Raw genomic sequence first — 17300 nt, 5'->3', positions numbered from 1 at the left:
TTTCTTTCCTGCTTTATAGTTTCTTTCGAAAAGGGGCAGTATATGATTGGCAAAAAAAAGAACCGTATAAACTGCGGCCCTTTATGATTAGCTGGCGGCTTCTTTCTTTTTGTCAATGATCACTTTCGATTTATCTTCTTGGGCATTATATTTTTTTTCAAGCTGTACATAAGCCTTCATGATCCGGTCTCCGATAAGCCTGCTTGCGGCAGTCGCCGAAGACCTTTCCTTCACATTCGGCACGGTTACACTAAACGCTACTTTGGGATGGTCGGTCGGGTAATACCCTACAAAAGTAACATTGCTTACAGGCTTTAATTTAATTCCCTGCTGGATATTTGTGTAAAAAGATTGAGTGGTTCCCGTTTTCCCCGCAACATCAAGGCCGTTAAAATAGGCCCTGGCTGTCCCCCGGGAACCTTTTGTAACGAGTTTCATCCCATCCTGGATCCGCTTGATTTCATCTGAAGTATTATTAATGGCATTCAAAATTTTGGGGTCTCTCTCAAATACAAATGGCCCAAGCTGATGATCGTTCATCGGTTCGTGAACAGACCTGACGACTCTTGGTTCAACCCGGTATCCTCCGTTTGCTATGACAGAGATGTACTGGGCCATCTGCAAAGGAGTATACGTATCATATTGGCCGATTGCGACATCAAGAAGCAATCCGCCTACCGAGTCCGGATACGCTCTTTGACCGTCTGCTTCACCGGGCAAATCGATGCCGGTGGGCACTCCGAGGCCAAATTGATCGTTCAGGTTGCGGAATTTCCGCAGGTCATCCGGTCCCGCGGAGAATTTCCCGTTGGGTACATATGGAATATCGGCAATTTCCATCGCCGTCCGGAACATATAAACGTTCGAGCTGACTTCCAGTGCCTCGCGGTCATCGACCCATCCGCTCGGGTGCAGGGATTTTTTCGGAGCGGTACCCTTGAGAAGAATCGGGATATTGTCATTAAATGACGTCCCAGGCTCCAAGCCTTCCTGAAACCCCCCTAAGAGGGTAGCCCCCTTAACAGCTGATCCCATTTCATACTGGGTTGTGTAGGCTCCATAAGAAAAATCATAATATTTTTTTGAATTAAAGCGGTCGTAGCCTTTTCCAGCCATAGCGAGGATATCGCCCTCGTAGGGATCCATCATCACTGCAAAGGCACGGTCGGCATATGGGCTTACGGCTACAGCTTTTTTCAATTCTTCCTCGACAATTTTTTCTACTTCACGCTGAAGCTCCGCATCAAAAGTCAGCTTCAGATCAAGTCCTCTTCTGCCAGGGTCCACGACCTTCTCGGAAATAGTGCTGCCGTTTTTATCTGTGATATATTCAACCTTCGCTTTACGCGGATTTAAAAATTCTTCATATTGATACTCAAGGCGAGACTTCCCTACTCGGTCGTTGCGTGCGTACCCTCTCGCCTGGTAATAAGGCTTACGTTCTTCCAATATACCCTGGGAGGAGCTTGTGACCCCTCCAAGTATACTTTCCAGCGTATCTCCAAATACGTAGCTCCGGTTCCAGTCTGTAATGATGTTAACACCCGGCAGAGATTCGATATTCTCTGAAACCCGGGCCATTTCATCATTCGTAAGCATATTATGCGGCCCTGGAACTTCATCTTTAGGAGCTGCCTGCGACTTAATGATTTGCGGTTCATACTCATATCCTGAAGAGAAACGTTTGTATAGCACCGCAAGCTCCAGTTCACCCGGATTGTTTTTTATCACATTCACTTCATGCTGAGGCACCCTCTCAACCTGAAGCTTATATTGATCCTTCCCTTTCCTCTCCAAATCCTTTGCCGTTAAAAGTTTTTTAGCCTCCTCTTCGTGGGAGGCCAGCCAATAATCACGGATATCCCGTTCGCTTTCCTGTCCGGCTGTATATTGAATTGCTTCTTTTTCAACCTCGATGTATTCGGCAAGCTTTCTTGCTGTCTCCAGCTTATCTGCCGTTTTCGTGCTTTTTTCTACCGTGTAAGTAATGGCAGGTACACTTACGTTGTCAACAACCACTCTGCCATACCTGTCATACATTTTCCCCCGGGGCGCCGGATAAGAAGAGATATTTGCTTCCGTTCTGGTTACTTCCTTCGTATACTCCTCTCCTTTAACAATCTGAATAACGCCCAGACGGACGATAAGCATCGTGAAAATGAGAAATACGCAAAAGAAAAAAATATTGATGCGAAAATGGCGGGCTCTTTTCAGCTTTCGATCCTCCGATGAATGTGTCCCTTGTTCTGTCAATTTCGTACTCCTTTCAAAATAGATATCTATTAAATGAAAAGTTTTGTAAAATAACATCCCTATTGTAACACTTGTGTAATAGTTGTCATATGTCGAACGGCCTATTTTTTGTGTCAAGTACAAATTCAATGAAAAAACTTCAACAGATGGTATTTTAAGGAGATTTTCGACTGTGAAAAACTGCTCTACTTACAGAATGAAAGTGGATTAAACCACTATTATATAAGGGATTTTTTAAGTTTCGGGGTTTTATTTCAAAGGTAAACATGTCAATGGAAATCGGTGGCTGAAATATTACAATTCTGCCGTGTTATGATGAGTTTGTGCAAGAGAGAAGCACGAAAATACAATCACACATTTTTTAGGAGGGCTTTAATTTATGAAGAACACTACTAAGAAATCTTTTATTATATCAGTCGCTGCTGCGGCAGGATTCGCCACTTTCGGAGGAGGCAACCCGGCAGGTGCACAGGAACTTTCTCAGCAGAATGTACAGGCTAAAGTGACTGAACTAAGCAAGAAATTTAATATCAGCCCTGAGCAAGTTCAGCAGGCAGCTGAAGGCAGCGGCAATCAGCAGCAAATTCAGGAGCAAATTCAGCAGCTTCTAGGCAAGCAGGCTCAGGCCGCACAAGGTCAGAACGGTAAGGATAAGGCTCAAAAACCAAACTGCCTGCCAGGACAAGAACCGGAAGCAGCTAAAGAACAGGCTCCAGCTCCTGCCAAAGAACAGGCTCCAGCTTCTGCTAAAGAGCAGGCTCCAGCTCCTGCACAAGGACAGCAGCAGGCTCCTGCCAAAGAGCAAGCTTCTGAACCTAAGCAAGAAACAGCTAAGTCCGGCGCCCTTAGCGAGTTTGAACAGCAGGTTGTTGAACTGACAAACCAAGAGCGTGAAAAACAAGGTCTTAAGCCACTTCAAGTAGATGAAGAGCTAAGCAAAGTAGCTAAAGAAAAGTCTGCAGATATGCAGAAAAATAACTACTTTGATCACAATAGCCCAACATACGGATCTCCGTTTGATATGATGAAACAATTTGGGGTTGAATACAAAACAGCAGGGGAAAACATTGCTATGGGGCAAAAATCACCTGAAGAAGTTGTACAAGCATGGATGAACAGCGAAGGTCACCGTAAAAACATTATGAATTCCGAGTTCACGCACATCGGTGTAGGACATGTTGAAGAAGGCAACTACTGGACTCAGCAGTTCATCGGTAAATAATAGTTTTATAGTTTAGCAGACAGCCGCTCGTAAGCGGCTGTCTTTTTTATCAATCAGGAGAGCCTTTTTTGCTTCCAAAGCTTGTATAAAGCATGTGTTCCGCTGTTCTCTTCTCCCATATTTTCCAGTGTTTCAAAAAGCTCCAGTGCCAGGTCAAGTCCTGGAGTAGGGAGGCCAAATTGCTCTGATTCCTCTTTGGCAATTCTCATATCTTTTATAAAATGCTTTACATAAAAGCCCGGTTCAAATTGATTGCTCAGCATTCGGGGGGCAAGGTTGCTGAGGGACCAGCTTCCTGCTGCCCCTGTGGAAATGCTTTTCAGAACCTGTTCCGGATTGAGACCTGAATTTTCTGCATAGGCTAGAGCTTCACATACCGCAATCATCCCTGAGGCAATTGCGATCTGATTGCTCATCTTTGTATGCTGTCCTGAACCTGCTCCCCCCTGATGAACGATATTGTTCCCCATTGCCTGAAAAAGAGGCAGACAGTTTTCAAATGCAGATTCTTCGCCGCCTGCCATAATCGCAAGCCTTGCTTCTTTTGCACCAACATCCCCTCCTGATACTGGAGCGTCGATGGCATAAAGTCCTTTGGAACGTGCTGCTTCAGCAATTTTTACCGCAAGTGATGGCTTAGAAGTTGTCATATCAATTAAATAGGCACCCTTTTGAGAGGAATCGATAATACCGTCTTCATCAAGATAGATCGCTTCAACATCACTTGGATAGCCGACCATCGTAATCACAAAGCCGGCTTCCGCCACAGCTTCCTTGACGGTATCGGCCCATTTTGCCCCTTTCTCAAGGAGATCTTCTGCTTTATTCTTTGTTCGGGTATATACTGTTAATGAATAGCCTTTACTCATTAAATGTTCTGCCATGCTATTCCCCATGACCCCTGTCCCGATAAATGCCACGTTTTCTCCCGCCATAGGACCTCTCCTCCTTGTTTCTATACCGATTTTACTAATCCGCCATCTACCAGCAGCGTCTGGCCCGTTACATATGTATTTACGCCTGAAAGCATAAAAACAGCATAATTGGCGAATTCCTCGGGATCACCATACCGGCCGAGCGGAATACGTGCTTTATTATTCTCGGCCGCCTCATCAGGAGTAATGCCCTGTCTTTCAGCTGCTGACTGATCCAGGAACGCTACGCGGCCGGTCGCAATCCTTCCCGGAGCAAGTGTGTTAATCAGAATATGATAAGGGGCAAGCTCCTGGGACAGAGTTTTAGTCAGTCCGACAATTCCCATCCTGAACGTATTGGAAAGCAATAACCCTTCAATAGGCTCTTTCACGGAGGAGGAAGCGATATTAATGATTTTTCCGCCTTTTTCTTTCATATGGGGCAGGACCTGACGGATTATGCGCACATAGCTGAGAAGATTCAACTCAAATGCTTCATACCAATTTTCATCTGTCATGTCCTCAAACGTTCCGGCTGGAGGCCCGCCTGCATTGTTCACAAGGATATCAATTTCCCCAAACTCATCGATGGTATGTTCAACAAGAGCTTTAATTTGCTGCGGGTCTGTAATATCACAAGTTTTACTGATAATTCTTCCGTCTCCTATGTAAGCAAGTTCCTGCTGAACACTTTCCAGCTTCTCAGCATCGCGCCCGCTCAAGATCACATTTGCGCCTTCCTGCGCTAATTTTTTGGCGACCGCTTTGCCAAGCCCCTGACTGGATGCAATAACAAGAGCTGTTTTATGCTGCAGATTCAAATCCATCCATATCACCCCTTTTCTAAGATACTCCAATTTTATCACACACAGGAACTGCTGGCATTTTCAGCGGCTTCCTGTCATTCCTGATAGACAGGGAAAATTTTGTATTCTCATTTTTTCTGTCAGGTATGCCAATGCTCGTGCATATTTTATAGAGCTTCAGATTAATCACTTTTCGACCCTTTTCAATACTCTTGCGCACCAAAAGAAAAACCCGAGAATGCTCGCAAATCAAGCATTCTTGAGTTTATCTAACCTTTTCCTTCTGTTTACGTAAAATATTCAATTTTCGCCTGCGGAAAGTAGGCTTCAATATAATCTTCCAGTGTATCCCTTAATTCCTGTTCCTCGTCCTTCTGATAAATATACTTGCCAATTCCGTACCTTCCCCATTTATATCTGCGCTCATCCTCGCTCATTTCTAGTTTTGTTTTCGGGTAATTCTTTTCGATTACCCTTTTTGCAGGCTTAGTAAAACGGTGCTGGATCATTTCAAACGTAATATCCTGAACAGCGTCTTTAGGGAGTGATTCATAAAGTTTAACAAACAGCTGTTTATATCCTTCCTGCCATCCTTCATGAATATAGATTGGTGCTACGATAAACCCGAGCGGATATCCTGCCCGGGCAACTTTAACCGCTGCCTCGATCCGTTTATCCAAGGGAGAAGTGCCCGGCTCAAAATGCTTAATGACATAATCTGCATTGACACTAAACCTAAACCTGGTTTTTCCGTTATGATCTGCATCAAGAAGATGGTCTACATGATGAAATTTAGTTACAAAGCGGAGCTGCCCAAGATCGCTTTTACCAAAATATTCAATCGTCTTTTTCAGTGAATGGGTGAGATGGTCAACTCCGACGATATCAGAAGTACAAGAGGCTTCAAACCTCGTTATATCTGGTGCTCTTTCCTCCATATATGACTGTGCCTGTTCAAGTATTTCTTCAACATTTACATATGTCCTAATGTAAGGCTTGCTTCCCATAGTCGTTTGAAGGTAGCAATAATGACAATGGCCCATGCATCCTGTAGCAAGCGGAATGGCGTATTCAGCTGAGGGCTTTGAGCTATCGAACTTTAGCGTTTTTCTGACCCCTATAACCAATGTTGATTTCGCATTTCGGTACTGCTGAAGGTGATTCTTTCCAGGTATATTCCGGACTTGGTTATGGGAGGTTGTCTCTCGTAGTTCAAGTCCCATTTTTTCGAATTTTTCTTTCAGTTCGACACCAAGGGGGTACTCCAGAGCCCTTGGTTCAAAATAAACAAGCTGTGGAACAAATGGTTTAACCAATCTTAATTCCCTCCTTTATGTATGCATCACTCGTATTGTTCACGGTCAAATAATTCATTATAGAGCTGCTCTGCTTCCTCAAATGAAGCAAACACCGCATCATCCGGAAGCAATTCGTGATAAGTGTCATATAGAAACAAAGCGATGTCATTCTTGTCCTCAGGGTGCTGGACCACTTCCGCTTCTTTGATTACTGCTACATTGGCTGTGTGAGGATTTCTATAAATAACGTAAACCGTATCTCCTGCTTTATGCTCTGCTCTCACTGATGTGTCAGCTCCTTTTCTGATCTTCTATGTTAATCTTTGCGGGATAGCTGAATTTTATGTCATGGCATAAAAAAAGACTGAACTATTGGGCAATAGTCAGTCAGGTATGTTTTAGGCGGATCCTGAACGAATTGGAGATTCCTTCTCATATTCATGGTTTTATGGAAGCGGAAGAATAAGCTTCACCGTTGTCCCTTTACCTTCCTCGCTTTCTATTTCAAGGGATCCCCCATGCTGGGCTGCAATTTTTTCTGTAATCACAAGCCCCAGTCCAGTTCCTTTTTCTTTAGTTGTAAAAAAAGGTTCTTTAATTTTATCCAGCTTTTGCTTAGGAATACCACATCCGGAATCATTAATGATAAGGGCAGCTGTTTTTCCATCATTTTTTTCTAAAGAAATTCGGATCGTTCCCCCATCAGGCATCGCGTCACTGGAATTTTTCAGGAGATTAATGAGTACTTGTTTAATTTGATTCCTGTCTCCGTATACAGTGACAGAGTCTATTTCGTCCATTTTTATCACAATATTTTTAAGCGCCATTTCAGATCCGAAAAAAGTAATCGTTTCTTTAAGGACTTCCCTTAAATTGAAGAGTTTACGGTTAACGGACTGGGGCTTTGATAAAATCAGGAATTCGCTGACAATGTCATTAAGGCGCTTAAGCTCAGAGAGCATAATTTCCGTATAGGGATAATCCTCTGGAGACTTTTCTTTTAAGATTTGAAGGAAACCTTGCAGAACAGTTAAAGGGTTTCTTATTTCATGAGCTACACCTGCTGCCATCTCTCCTGCTACTTTAAGTTTTTCTGCCTGAATAAGCATCAATTCTTCATTTCTTCTTTCGGTCACATCACGAATAACTTCGGAATGGGCAATCAGCGCGCCACTTTCACCATAGATAGGCGATACGGCAGCCTCGACCTCAACCCTCTGCCCGTCCGCTGTTAAATCTGAACGGGTTACCATGCTTCCAAAACTGTTCGGCTGAGCGATAGCTTGATGTGTATATTCACCGTATGGATACTGCTTCCCTTTTAGTTCATCCTCATGGAGCTTATATAACGATTCAAAGGCGGGATTTACAGCAATTACTTTATATTCCCGATCCATTAATACAATCGCATCCTTGCTCTGTGAAAATAACAGCTCAAGCTGCGCTTTAGTGGACTCCAGTGTCTCTGCCATTTCATCCTTTTGTTCATTGACCTGTTTCCATAGGCCGCCAATAAACCTTAAATAATAAAGCTGGAAAAACAATACCAGGATGGTGAAGAGGATGTAATAGGCTATTTCCTTTCGGGTAATATCCTGAAGGAGGACATCGAAATACGTATAAAAGAAATAAATCTGCACAGCAGCTGTAAAGAGGGAGGAAGAAATTAACAGGGTGCGGTTCTGATAAATGGTGCTGACCAAAATAGGCAATGTCAGAAACACAAGGTTTACAAAAGCAGGAACGGTCATATTCAGCATGATCAAATAAGCATAAAGCAGAGCAATCAAACAGAACATTAAATACTCCGGCTTAATCTTTTTTTCTCCCAAAAACAGAAAAATAAAAGGGATAGAAAAAGCAATTAGGAGGAGCCAATGATCCCGGTCCCCGTCTAACATATAAATAAAGAGTAAATCCAGTATGTAAAATACACAAAGCAGCCTAATTAAAAAGCGGTTCCTTTTTATAATGACAGGCTTTTTATCCATAAAACAACCTCTTCTTTATCAGTATAATCTCGTATGGACTGCCAAATGGTGCGGAACAGCCAGAACAAATGGTTATTCTTACCGCTATTATACCAGTTAATTCTAACCAATAGCCTATATTTTCTACATTAAACGCAAAAAAGACAGGCATTTGCCTGTCTTTTTAATCATGATTCTACATGAAAGGTTTGCTTTACAAAGTCAATTACTTCCTGAGTTGTTTCCATTCCCAAAATCTGTTCCTTATAGGAAGCAGCTTCTTCTTTTGACAGCCCCAGAATCTGAGTCCTTGCAGGAAGAATGGATGTTGCACTCATAGAGAATTCGTCCAGGCCAAGCCCAAGCAGAATTGGGATTGCAATTGGATCGCCCGCCATTTCTCCGCACATGCCAACCCATTTGCCCTCTTTATGCGCCGCTTCAATTACAAGCGTAATAAGGCGCAGAATGGCAGGATTGTATGGCTGATAAAGGTAGGAAACACGTTCATTCATACGGTCAGCAGCCATCGTGTATTGAACAAGGTCATTGGTCCCGATACTGAAGAAATCAACTTCCTTGGCGAAAACGTCAGCCATAACTGCTGTAGATGGAATCTCTACCATAATCCCAATCTCAATGTTTTCCGACACTTTCACACCTTTTGATTGAAGGCCTGCTTTTTCTTCAAGCAGGACCGCTTTAGCCTGCCTGAATTCATCAAGTGTGGCAATCATCGGAAACATAATGCGAAGATTGCCGTGAACGCTTGCCCGGAGCAGAGCCCGAAGCTGTGTTCTGAAGATATCCTGCTCCTCAAGGCATAGGCGGATAGCACGGAAGCCGAGGAACGGGTTCATTTCTTTTGGAAGATGAAGATAAGGCAGTTCCTTATCCCCGCCAATATCAAGTGTGCGAACTACGACTGGCTTGCCTTCCATATTAGTGAGAACGGCTTTGTATGCTTCAAACTGCTCGTCCTCTGTAGGAAGCTGATCACGCCCCATGTAAAGAAATTCCGTACGGTAAAGGCCTACTGCTTCCCCGCCGTTTTCGATCACACCCTTTACATCTTTTGGTGTACCGATATTTGCTGCAAGCTCGACATGATGGCCGTCTTTTGAAACGGTCGGCTCATTAACGAGTTTTGCCCACTCTGCTTTTTGAGCTTCATGCTTCTTTTTCTTTTCTTCGTAAGCAGCAATGGTCTCGGAGGAAGGATCGATGATTACATCACCGCTCAGTCCATCAACGATAACCATCGTACCGTTTTGAATTTTAGCTGTTGCTTCTTTTGTACCTACAACAGCCGGGATTTCCATGGATCGGGCCATGATGGCGGAATGGGATGTACGTCCGCCGATGTCCGTCGTGAATCCAAGCACAAATTGACGGTTGAGCTGAGCTGTGTCAGAAGGAGTTAAATCCTCCGCTATGATCACGACTTCTTCAGAAATAAGAGAAGGGCTCGGAAGCTCTACGCCAATCAGATGGGCAATAACACGCTTTGTAACGTCGCGAATGTCAGCGGCACGTTCCTTCATGTATTCATTGTCCATGGATTCAAACATACTGACAAACATATCAGCCGTTTCTTTCATGGCGAATTCAGCATTGGAAGCTTCACTGCTGATTTTATCTTTTACAGGATTCAACAGCTCCGGATCACTTAGTACCAGCAAATGAGCGGCAAAAATCTCTGCTTTGTCTTTACCAAGTTCGTTTAGTGCATGTTCCTTGATTCGTTCAAGCTCTGACTTTGATTTATGAATAGCTTCTTCAAACCGGCGGATCTCAGCATCCTGATCCGAAACTGTGGTTTTGGATACAGTAAGATCTGGTTCTTCAAGGCGGTATGCTTTCGCAATCGCAATACCGGCAGAAGCTCCGATACCGTTAAGTTCCAGCATTATTCTCCAAGTCCTTCATTCTTCATCGTTTCTTCAAGAGCAGCAATTGCTTCACTTTCATCAGAGCCGCTTGCTGTGATTTTAACTTCAGAATCTTTGGCGATTCCAAGAGACATAACGCCCATGATGGATTTAAGGTTGACCGTTTTTCCATTGTATTCAAGATTGATATCCGCATCAAAACGGCTTGCCGTTTGTACCAATACTGTTGCAGGACGTGCATGAATACCGGATTCCGCAGTTACTTTAAATGTTTTTTCAGCCATGTTAATCTTCTCCTTTATCACAATAGGTATTTTTAATTGTTCACAATATGTTATCTTACCAGTCCCGCTTGTCATCTGACAAGTGGGAGCTGGCATAAAGCTTATTTGCTGATCTTAATAATACTCTTTTGTTCGCTTTTCACTTCTCCTGTTTCCAGAATCTCAATGGACTCTCCGTCTTTGAGATTCGTGAATACAATCGGTGTAATGATTGATGGAGCATTGGCCTTTACAAACTCAAGGTTTACCTCGAGAAGCTTCTGGCCTTTCTTAACAGTGTCCCCTTCGGCAATGAAGGACTCAAAGCCTTCACCTTTAAGATTAACAGTATCAATTCCCACATGAATCAGAATTTCATGTCCGCTTTCAGATAGAAGCCCAATTGCATGCTTTGTCGGGAAGATATTTAAAATTTTGCCGTCTACCGGTGATACAACCGTTCCATCAATTGGATCAATCGCAAATCCGTCTCCCATCATCTTACCTGAGAAGACTTGATCCGGCACTTCAGTAATCGGAAGAATGCGGCCATGTATCGGTGATACAAAGTGTTCTTCATCAAAATGATTTTGCAGAGCTTCAGGATTCACTTCTTCAATTTGCTGCTCCACTTCATCTTTCATGCTGGAAGTATCAGCAGCTCTTGGGCGTTTGCCTGAAATAACATCTTGAATCTGCGATTTTAAATTATCGGATTTAGGTCCGAAGATCGCCTGAATATTGTTTCCTACTTCAAGCACTCCGGAAGCACCCAGGTTTTTCAGACGGTCCTTTTTCACATTCTTTACATCTTCAACCTGGACACGAAGTCTGGTGATACAAGCATCAAGGTGTTTAATGTTCTCCTGGCCGCCAAGTGCCTGAAGGACTTCATATGGAAGATCTCCGGCAGGACGTTGGGAACCTTCTCCGTCCGTTTCTGCATTTGCCTCTTCACGGCCCGGTGTTCCAAGATTAAACTTGCGGATAGCAAATCGGAAGCCAAAGTAATAGATGACAGCCATAACCAGTCCAACTGGAATGACTAGCCACCAGTCTGTACGGTTTGGCAGGATCCCGAATAGAACATAATCGATGACCCCGCCGGAGAAGGTCATACCAATTTTAACATCGAGCATTTGCATGATCATAAATGACAAGCCCGCAAATACAGCATGAATTCCGAAAAGAATAGGTGCGACAAACAAGAAGCTGAACTCGAGCGGTTCTGTAATACCAGTCAGGAAAGATGTTAGTGCTGCGGACCCCATGATCCCGGCAACAAGCTTTTTGTTCTCCGGGCGTGCCTCGTGATAAATCGCAAGTGCTGCAGCAGGAAGTCCGAACATCATGAAAGGAAATTTACCAGTCATAAACGTACCTGCAGTCAGTTCAGCACCGTCTTTTATTTGAGCCATAAAAATCCGCTGGTCGCCGCGGACAAGTTCCCCTGCCTGGGTCGTATAATTTCCGAATTCGAACCAGAATGGTGCATAGAAAATGTGGTGAAGCCCAAAAGGAATAAGAGACCGTTCAATAAGACCGAAAAGAAATGCAGCTAATGTACGGTTTGATTCAAGCAGTCCATTTGAGAAAGCATTCAATCCGCTTTGTACAGGCGGCCAGATAAACAGCATGATAATTCCGATAATTAGTGCTGAAACAGCTGTTACAATCGGTACAAAACGCTTTCCGGCAAAGAATCCAAGATATTGAGGAAGCTCAATATTGTAGAAGCGGTTATACATGGAGGCGGCAAGCACCCCTATAATAATCCCGCCGAAAACCCCGGTCTGGAGTGTGGCAATTCCCAGTACTCTGGCGTATTCAGGGTTACCCGCTGCTAAAAACTCAGCTAATTGTACAGCATCAGATGGTAGCTGTCCTGTTTGAGTAAGAACAGCACTCATCGTTGCGTTCATGACCAAATATCCAATGATTGCCGCGATACCGGCAACCCCATCGCCATTTGCTAAACCAATGGCAACCCCCACCGCGAACAGAAGCGGCAAGTTCGAGAAGACAATGTCCCCTGAGGACTCCATTACCTTTGCGATCAATGTAAAGGTTTCATTTGAAAGCGCTGGTATTTTTGCAGTGAGCTGGGGGTTCTGCATAGCATTACCGAAAGCAAGCAAGATCCCTGCTGCAGGTAATATAGCAACAGGCAGCATAAGTGCTTTCCCGATTTTCTGCAATACTCCAAATAAGTTTTTGAACATTCGATTCAATCCTCCTTGAGCCTATTGTGTGCTTGCAGCGGCTAAAAAATCCAACAATACATATTGAAACCGTTTTCTTACTAAAGGTAACTAAATGGGACCCTCAAAAATAAAACAGAAAAAGGCATGGTGAAAAAGGCATAGAGATTTCCTGTTTCTCCTTCCCTAAATGGAAAGCAGGAAAACCTTTCCCCTTTATCACTCATGCCTGATCGAATCAGTTACACGCTGGTACCGGTTACGATATTTTATTGGATAATCGGTATAAATGCATGGTCAGATAAACTGCTTCAGCATTATATACTGGCTTTTTAAGCGTTTGCTGCATCACTTTAATTAATTTCCAAGCAGTATTATAGCACAGTGGATATTCATTTTTCAATAGGTCAGCCATTTTTTCCGGTTCATCCAATTTTTCTCCAGCCCGAACCCGGTCTATCGTGAATCGGATATGGCGGACAAGCCTTAAATAGTTAATGCTTTCATGATCTATTTGGATTTTAAGAGAATCTTCAATTAAATTCGTCAGCCTGGCAATCAGCTGGGACGATTGGTTTACTTCACTTAAGGGTTTATCCGTAATGGCACCGTGAATATGAAGGACAATAAATCCCACTTCGCCTTCCGGGAGAACGACATCAAGGCGGCGCTCAATAATATCAACAGCCTCTTTTGCCAATTCATATTCCATCGGATAAAGGGTCTTCGTTTCAATCATGAAGGGGTTTTTTAGGTCCATGCCCTGTTTTATTCTCTTAAGTGCAAATGAAATGTGATCCGTCAGCCCAATATGAATATGTTCGTTCAAGGGGTGCTTAAGCTTAGTTTCTATGTGCTGGATCACTTCATGAATAATTGCTATCACATCTTCATCGATATGCGGCAGCAGCAGCTTATACTGCTCCTGTTCTTTCTCATCCTTTAAAACAAACATCTTTTCATAGGAATCTTCCTCGATCCGATCGCCTCTGGATCTGCCAAAGCCAATCCCCCTGCCAATCAGTACAACCTCTTGAAACCCCGGGTGATCAGCAATCAGCACATTATTATTAAGGACTTTCTTAACGATAAAGGGCGTACTCACGACCTACCCAGCTCCTTTTCCTGCTATAACCCTTCATATCGTACAGGTGTTTACGCCCGCCGTCAACGAATTTTGTCGGATACTGTAGAAAAAAAGCTGAATGGAATAGCTGGTTACGGATGCTCCGGTTTGTATTCGTTTTTCTGGAAATCCTTATCCGTACCTACAAAAAAGTACTGTTCTGCTGCTTCTTTGGATTCCCTCCCGCTGGAGTTGCCATGAATCATTTTATCAGGATTAAGTTTCGTCTTTGTTCCGTTTTTGCTTATATAGTAATAACTGCTTTGAGCCCATCCTTCGTGTATACTGCGGCCATTTGTCTTAATCAGCCCATTTGAGTCAGCTCTCAGTATTTCCTGATGGTTTTGGGAGGTCGAAGCTTTCATCGTGCCTTTATATTCCACCTTGACCCACCCGGTATAGCCTTCAGGGATCAAAAAAGTTCTGGGCGCTGCCTGGTCATCTTCTTTGCATCCGGCAAGAAGAAAAATAATTGTTCCTGCTAGTATCCATCTATTCATTATGCTCACTCCTCTTTTTCTTAGAGTGGCATAATCACTATTTCCCTATTCAGCACCGCGGTCAATAAAACGGATAGTCCTTCCCTCTGCCGCGCTTTTCCGGGCGCACTCGATGACATCAATGACAGCTGCTGCTTCCGAGGCACTAACAGGCACCTTTTTCCCATCTCTTATGGATTCATAAAGTTTGTTATAGAAGGTATTATATTGACCAGGCAGTGTTTCGATATTCCCTCTGAAGTGCAGACCATTGAAGTCTGTATTCAGGATTCCCCACGATTCTTCCGGTTCAAATCCAAAATCTTTTTCATCCGGCCAAGCTCCCGCCTTTAATCTTTCCTCCTGGGGATCTATTCCATATTTAATAAACGACCCTTTGCTGCCGTGAAGCTGATAACGGGGGCCCGGCTCTCTAATAAGCATACCTGATTTAAGAACAGCTGTAAGGGTTTTATAATGAAGGTGGATGTCAAATGCATCATCGGCCATTCCCCCTTCCCTCTGTATCTCGATATTGGCAGTTACCTCTTCCGGCTTTCCAAACAAACACAAAGCCTGATCGATCAAATGTGAACCCAAATCGAACAGTACCCCTGAACCGGGTAAATCTTTCTCTCGCCATGAATCGAAGTTCATGCCGCTTTCAAACCGGTCAAAGTGAGCCTCAAAAGCGGACGGGTTTCCTGCCAGTTCCTGCTTAAGCAAGGCCTGCACCGTAAGAAAATCCCCATCCCACCTCCTGTTATGGTAAACGGCAAGAACAAGATTTCTTTTTTTCGCAAGATCATCAAGCTTATACCCTTCAGATGAAGTGACCGTGAACGGCTTCTCCACCAGAACATGCTTATCTTTCATCAGCGCCTCTTTAATCATTTCAAAGTGGTATTCATTAGGAGTGGTGATTACAACAAGTTCAATGGAAGGATCCTGAATCATCTGATCAAAGGAATGGACCCGTTCAACATAAGGGTAGCGTTTTCTTGCAAGATTTTTCGATCTTTCCATTACCATCGCAAATTCAAATAAGGGGTTTGTGTGCAGAAACGGTGCGTGGAAAACCTCTCCCGATAAACCATAGCCAGCAAGTCCGGTCCGTATTTTTTTCAATTTTATTCACTCCTTTATTGGTGGGCAGTGCGGTGGTATTTTCGTCCAGGAACATTCGGAAGATTAAACTGATAAGAAGCCGCCAAAATGTATAATACAGAAAAAATAGGTAAAAATAGGATTCGTATGTGGTGAAAATATACCCCTTACGCTACATGTTTAAGCAAAGGAGGGATAGGAAATGGCTAAAAATCAGCAAAATGAGAGCAAGGAACAGCAAATGCAAAAACAGCAAAATCAGCAAAACCAGAAGTCTGATACTGAATTTGGTAAAGAAATGAACGCTCCGAAATCCAATAAAAATCAAAAATAAGAGCTACATACGAAAGGCGGATAGAATCTATTTCTACCCGCCTTTCGCTTGTTGAACAGGTCTGTTCTGGACACTAGGAAGCTATTCAATTTTTCCAATGTTTGAGGGGAGCACGGCGTGGGAAAATCAACCTGAAATACACGTGGATGGTTGAGCCGTTTTTCCGGTCAGCTTCCGCTTTTGTGATAAAAAAAAAGAGCATCAAAGCCCACTCTTATGATATACTGTTAATTGGATGATAAATGCCAGTTTAAAGGCTGATTAGATGCGCCAACATCTAATTCAGCCACAGCAGAATTACTCTTGAATTTAGCCTTCCCGCTTAGGGTGGGCTATTTTTTTCTCGGAAAAGAAAGAATCGCGATAACGACAGAACCAAACGTGAGCATTAAAATCAGACTCTCATAAATGGTCATGCTGCCTCACCCCCTTTCCGCAAGGGGATTCTCCCGTGATCCGGGCAACCTGCTGCAAGTCCATTATAGCATAAACCAAACCTGAAATAGAACATACGTTTGGTAAAATAAGTCCTATAGCCCATTATTGACTAATTCTATCTAAAACTTCCACGCTTTAAGGCTGTTTTTTAAACACCTTCTTATTTATATGTTTGCTCCGCCACAGTGGCGTCTCACCTGGCCCCGCTGCTCTTAGCTCGGAGTTTCAAGCCTTCCGCTACAGACTATAGGCATTTATAATCAGCACCATTCTTAAAGGTCCGGCTTTCCGGTTCAGACCTAAAAAAAATCCGCGGTCAGCGGATCTTTATTATTGCTTGGATTGTATTGCATTATAGGAGATTTGGACTTTCGCAAGCGTTCCCTTTAATAAATTCTCATGGCATATATCTTTTTTTTCATACATAAATGATAAATCACTTATCGATCTCGATAAAAGCTCCACAGCCTTCATTAGCCCGTTCTGATCTCCAACATAGCCGTCTTTAAGCAAAGTTTTTAAAATTTCTTCTGACAGCTTTTGAACCTCTTTCATTTTTTCCATTTCTGACACAGCCATCACCCCTTTTTAAAGTGTATGCTCCTCAGTGGAAAGTTAAAATCGTGTATAAAAACTATTCGACATGAAGCGAATGAATCCTTTATCGGGACTTGGGTTGAATTCTGTAATTCAACATTCCGGATTTTATGTTCGCTTCCTTATATTTAATATCGTTCCACACTTCTGTAAATAAGTGTTTGTTTGTATTTCCATCAAGGATACCCTTATAATTCTCCACTTCTTAAAATCCATAATTTTTGCATATCGAACACTCTGTACAACAAATGTGTACATAACATGATACCTCATATCCATATCCCTCCAAGTATACCGGGTTATGAAAAAGAACGAATGTTCCTTCTTGCCAGCATACCGCATGCTTGTTCGTATATGCTAATCTGAATAAGAAGATAGGGAGGCAGCATGATGAATTTTA

The 17300-nt window shown here is 43.2% G+C and carries 16 protein-coding genes; 2 read left to right on the top strand and 14 right to left on the bottom strand.

Annotated elements, in window-relative coordinates:
• Positions 1–87: 87 nt before the first annotated feature.
• Positions 88–2253 (bottom strand): peptidoglycan D,D-transpeptidase FtsI family protein, encoded by a 2166-nt coding sequence (locus ACQCVE_RS10920; protein ID WP_426845063.1) that lies wholly within the window; start codon positions 2251–2253, stop codon positions 88–90.
• 379 nt (positions 2254–2632) lie between these two features.
• Between ACQCVE_RS10920 and ACQCVE_RS10915 the strand changes: the two genes are divergently transcribed.
• Positions 2633–3475 (top strand): CAP domain-containing protein, encoded by an 843-nt coding sequence (locus ACQCVE_RS10915; protein ID WP_426845062.1) that lies wholly within the window; start codon positions 2633–2635, stop codon positions 3473–3475.
• A gap of 53 nt (positions 3476–3528) precedes the next feature.
• Here the strand turns inward: ACQCVE_RS10915 and ACQCVE_RS10910 are convergent, their stop codons facing one another.
• The 11 genes from ACQCVE_RS10910 to ACQCVE_RS10860 all read right to left on the bottom strand — a co-directional run bounded on the left by ACQCVE_RS10910 (position 3529) and on the right by ACQCVE_RS10860 (position 15552).
• A complete protein-coding gene (locus ACQCVE_RS10910) occupies positions 3529–4410 on the bottom strand; it encodes an NAD(P)-dependent oxidoreductase (RefSeq protein WP_426862807.1) in 882 nt (293 codons plus the stop codon).
• Between the two features lie 20 nt (positions 4411–4430).
• Positions 4431–5216, bottom strand: coding sequence for an SDR family oxidoreductase (locus ACQCVE_RS10905; RefSeq protein WP_426845060.1), 786 nt, complete (start codon positions 5214–5216; stop codon positions 4431–4433).
• A 266-nt stretch (positions 5217–5482) separates the two neighbouring features.
• Positions 5483–6511 (bottom strand): spore photoproduct lyase, encoded by a 1029-nt coding sequence (gene splB / locus ACQCVE_RS10900; protein WP_426862805.1) that lies wholly within the window; start codon positions 6509–6511, stop codon positions 5483–5485.
• A 26-nt stretch (positions 6512–6537) separates the two neighbouring features.
• Positions 6538–6777: a transcriptional regulator SplA domain-containing protein gene (locus ACQCVE_RS10895; protein ID WP_426845058.1), complete on the bottom strand. Its 240-nt coding sequence runs from the start codon at positions 6775–6777 to the stop codon at positions 6538–6540.
• A 162-nt stretch (positions 6778–6939) separates the two neighbouring features.
• Positions 6940–8484, bottom strand: coding sequence for an ATP-binding protein (locus ACQCVE_RS10890; RefSeq protein ID WP_426845057.1), 1545 nt, complete (start codon positions 8482–8484; stop codon positions 6940–6942).
• A gap of 167 nt (positions 8485–8651) precedes the next feature.
• Complete coding sequence (gene ptsP / locus ACQCVE_RS10885; protein WP_426862803.1) at positions 8652–10373, bottom strand: phosphoenolpyruvate--protein phosphotransferase; 1722 nt, start codon at positions 10371–10373, stop codon at positions 8652–8654.
• Positions 10373–10639, bottom strand: coding sequence for a phosphocarrier protein HPr (locus ACQCVE_RS10880; RefSeq protein WP_426845055.1), 267 nt, complete (start codon positions 10637–10639; stop codon positions 10373–10375). Before ACQCVE_RS10880 ends, ptsP begins: the two co-directional genes overlap by 1 nt.
• A 101-nt stretch (positions 10640–10740) precedes the next feature.
• Complete coding sequence (ptsG, locus tag ACQCVE_RS10875) at positions 10741–12840, bottom strand: glucose-specific PTS transporter subunit IIBC (protein ID WP_426845054.1); 2100 nt, start codon at positions 12838–12840, stop codon at positions 10741–10743.
• Between the two features lie 238 nt (positions 12841–13078).
• On the bottom strand, positions 13079–13924 hold the full coding sequence (gene glcT / locus ACQCVE_RS10870; protein WP_426845053.1) for a glucose PTS transporter transcription antiterminator GlcT: 846 nt from the start codon (positions 13922–13924) through the stop codon (positions 13079–13081).
• Between the two features lie 113 nt (positions 13925–14037).
• Positions 14038–14445: a DUF6843 domain-containing protein gene (locus tag ACQCVE_RS10865; protein WP_426845052.1), complete on the bottom strand. Its 408-nt coding sequence runs from the start codon at positions 14443–14445 to the stop codon at positions 14038–14040.
• A 45-nt stretch (positions 14446–14490) separates the two neighbouring features.
• Positions 14491–15552: a Gfo/Idh/MocA family oxidoreductase gene (locus ACQCVE_RS10860; RefSeq protein WP_426862801.1), complete on the bottom strand. Its 1062-nt coding sequence runs from the start codon at positions 15550–15552 to the stop codon at positions 14491–14493.
• A 181-nt stretch (positions 15553–15733) separates the two neighbouring features.
• Between ACQCVE_RS10860 and ACQCVE_RS10855 the strand changes: the two genes are divergently transcribed.
• A complete protein-coding gene (locus ACQCVE_RS10855) occupies positions 15734–15865 on the top strand; it encodes a hypothetical protein (protein ID WP_426845050.1) in 132 nt (43 codons plus the stop codon).
• 332 nt (positions 15866–16197) lie between these two features.
• Here the strand turns inward: ACQCVE_RS10855 and ACQCVE_RS10850 are convergent, their stop codons facing one another.
• Positions 16198–16281, bottom strand: a complete 84-nt coding sequence (locus ACQCVE_RS10850; RefSeq protein WP_426845114.1) for a putative holin-like toxin — start codon at positions 16279–16281, stop codon at positions 16198–16200.
• A 352-nt stretch (positions 16282–16633) separates the two neighbouring features.
• Positions 16634–16876, bottom strand: a complete 243-nt coding sequence (locus ACQCVE_RS10845; RefSeq protein ID WP_426845049.1) for a hypothetical protein — start codon at positions 16874–16876, stop codon at positions 16634–16636.
• Between the last annotated feature and the right edge of the window lie 424 nt (positions 16877–17300).

Origin of the sequence: Metabacillus sp. 113a (assembly GCF_050107635.1) — a bacterium.
Classification (GTDB): Bacteria; Bacillota; Bacilli; order Bacillales; family Bacillaceae; genus Metabacillus_B.
The sequence above is the reverse complement of the archived record's forward strand: the minus strand, read 5'-3'. Positions and strand labels throughout refer to the sequence as shown.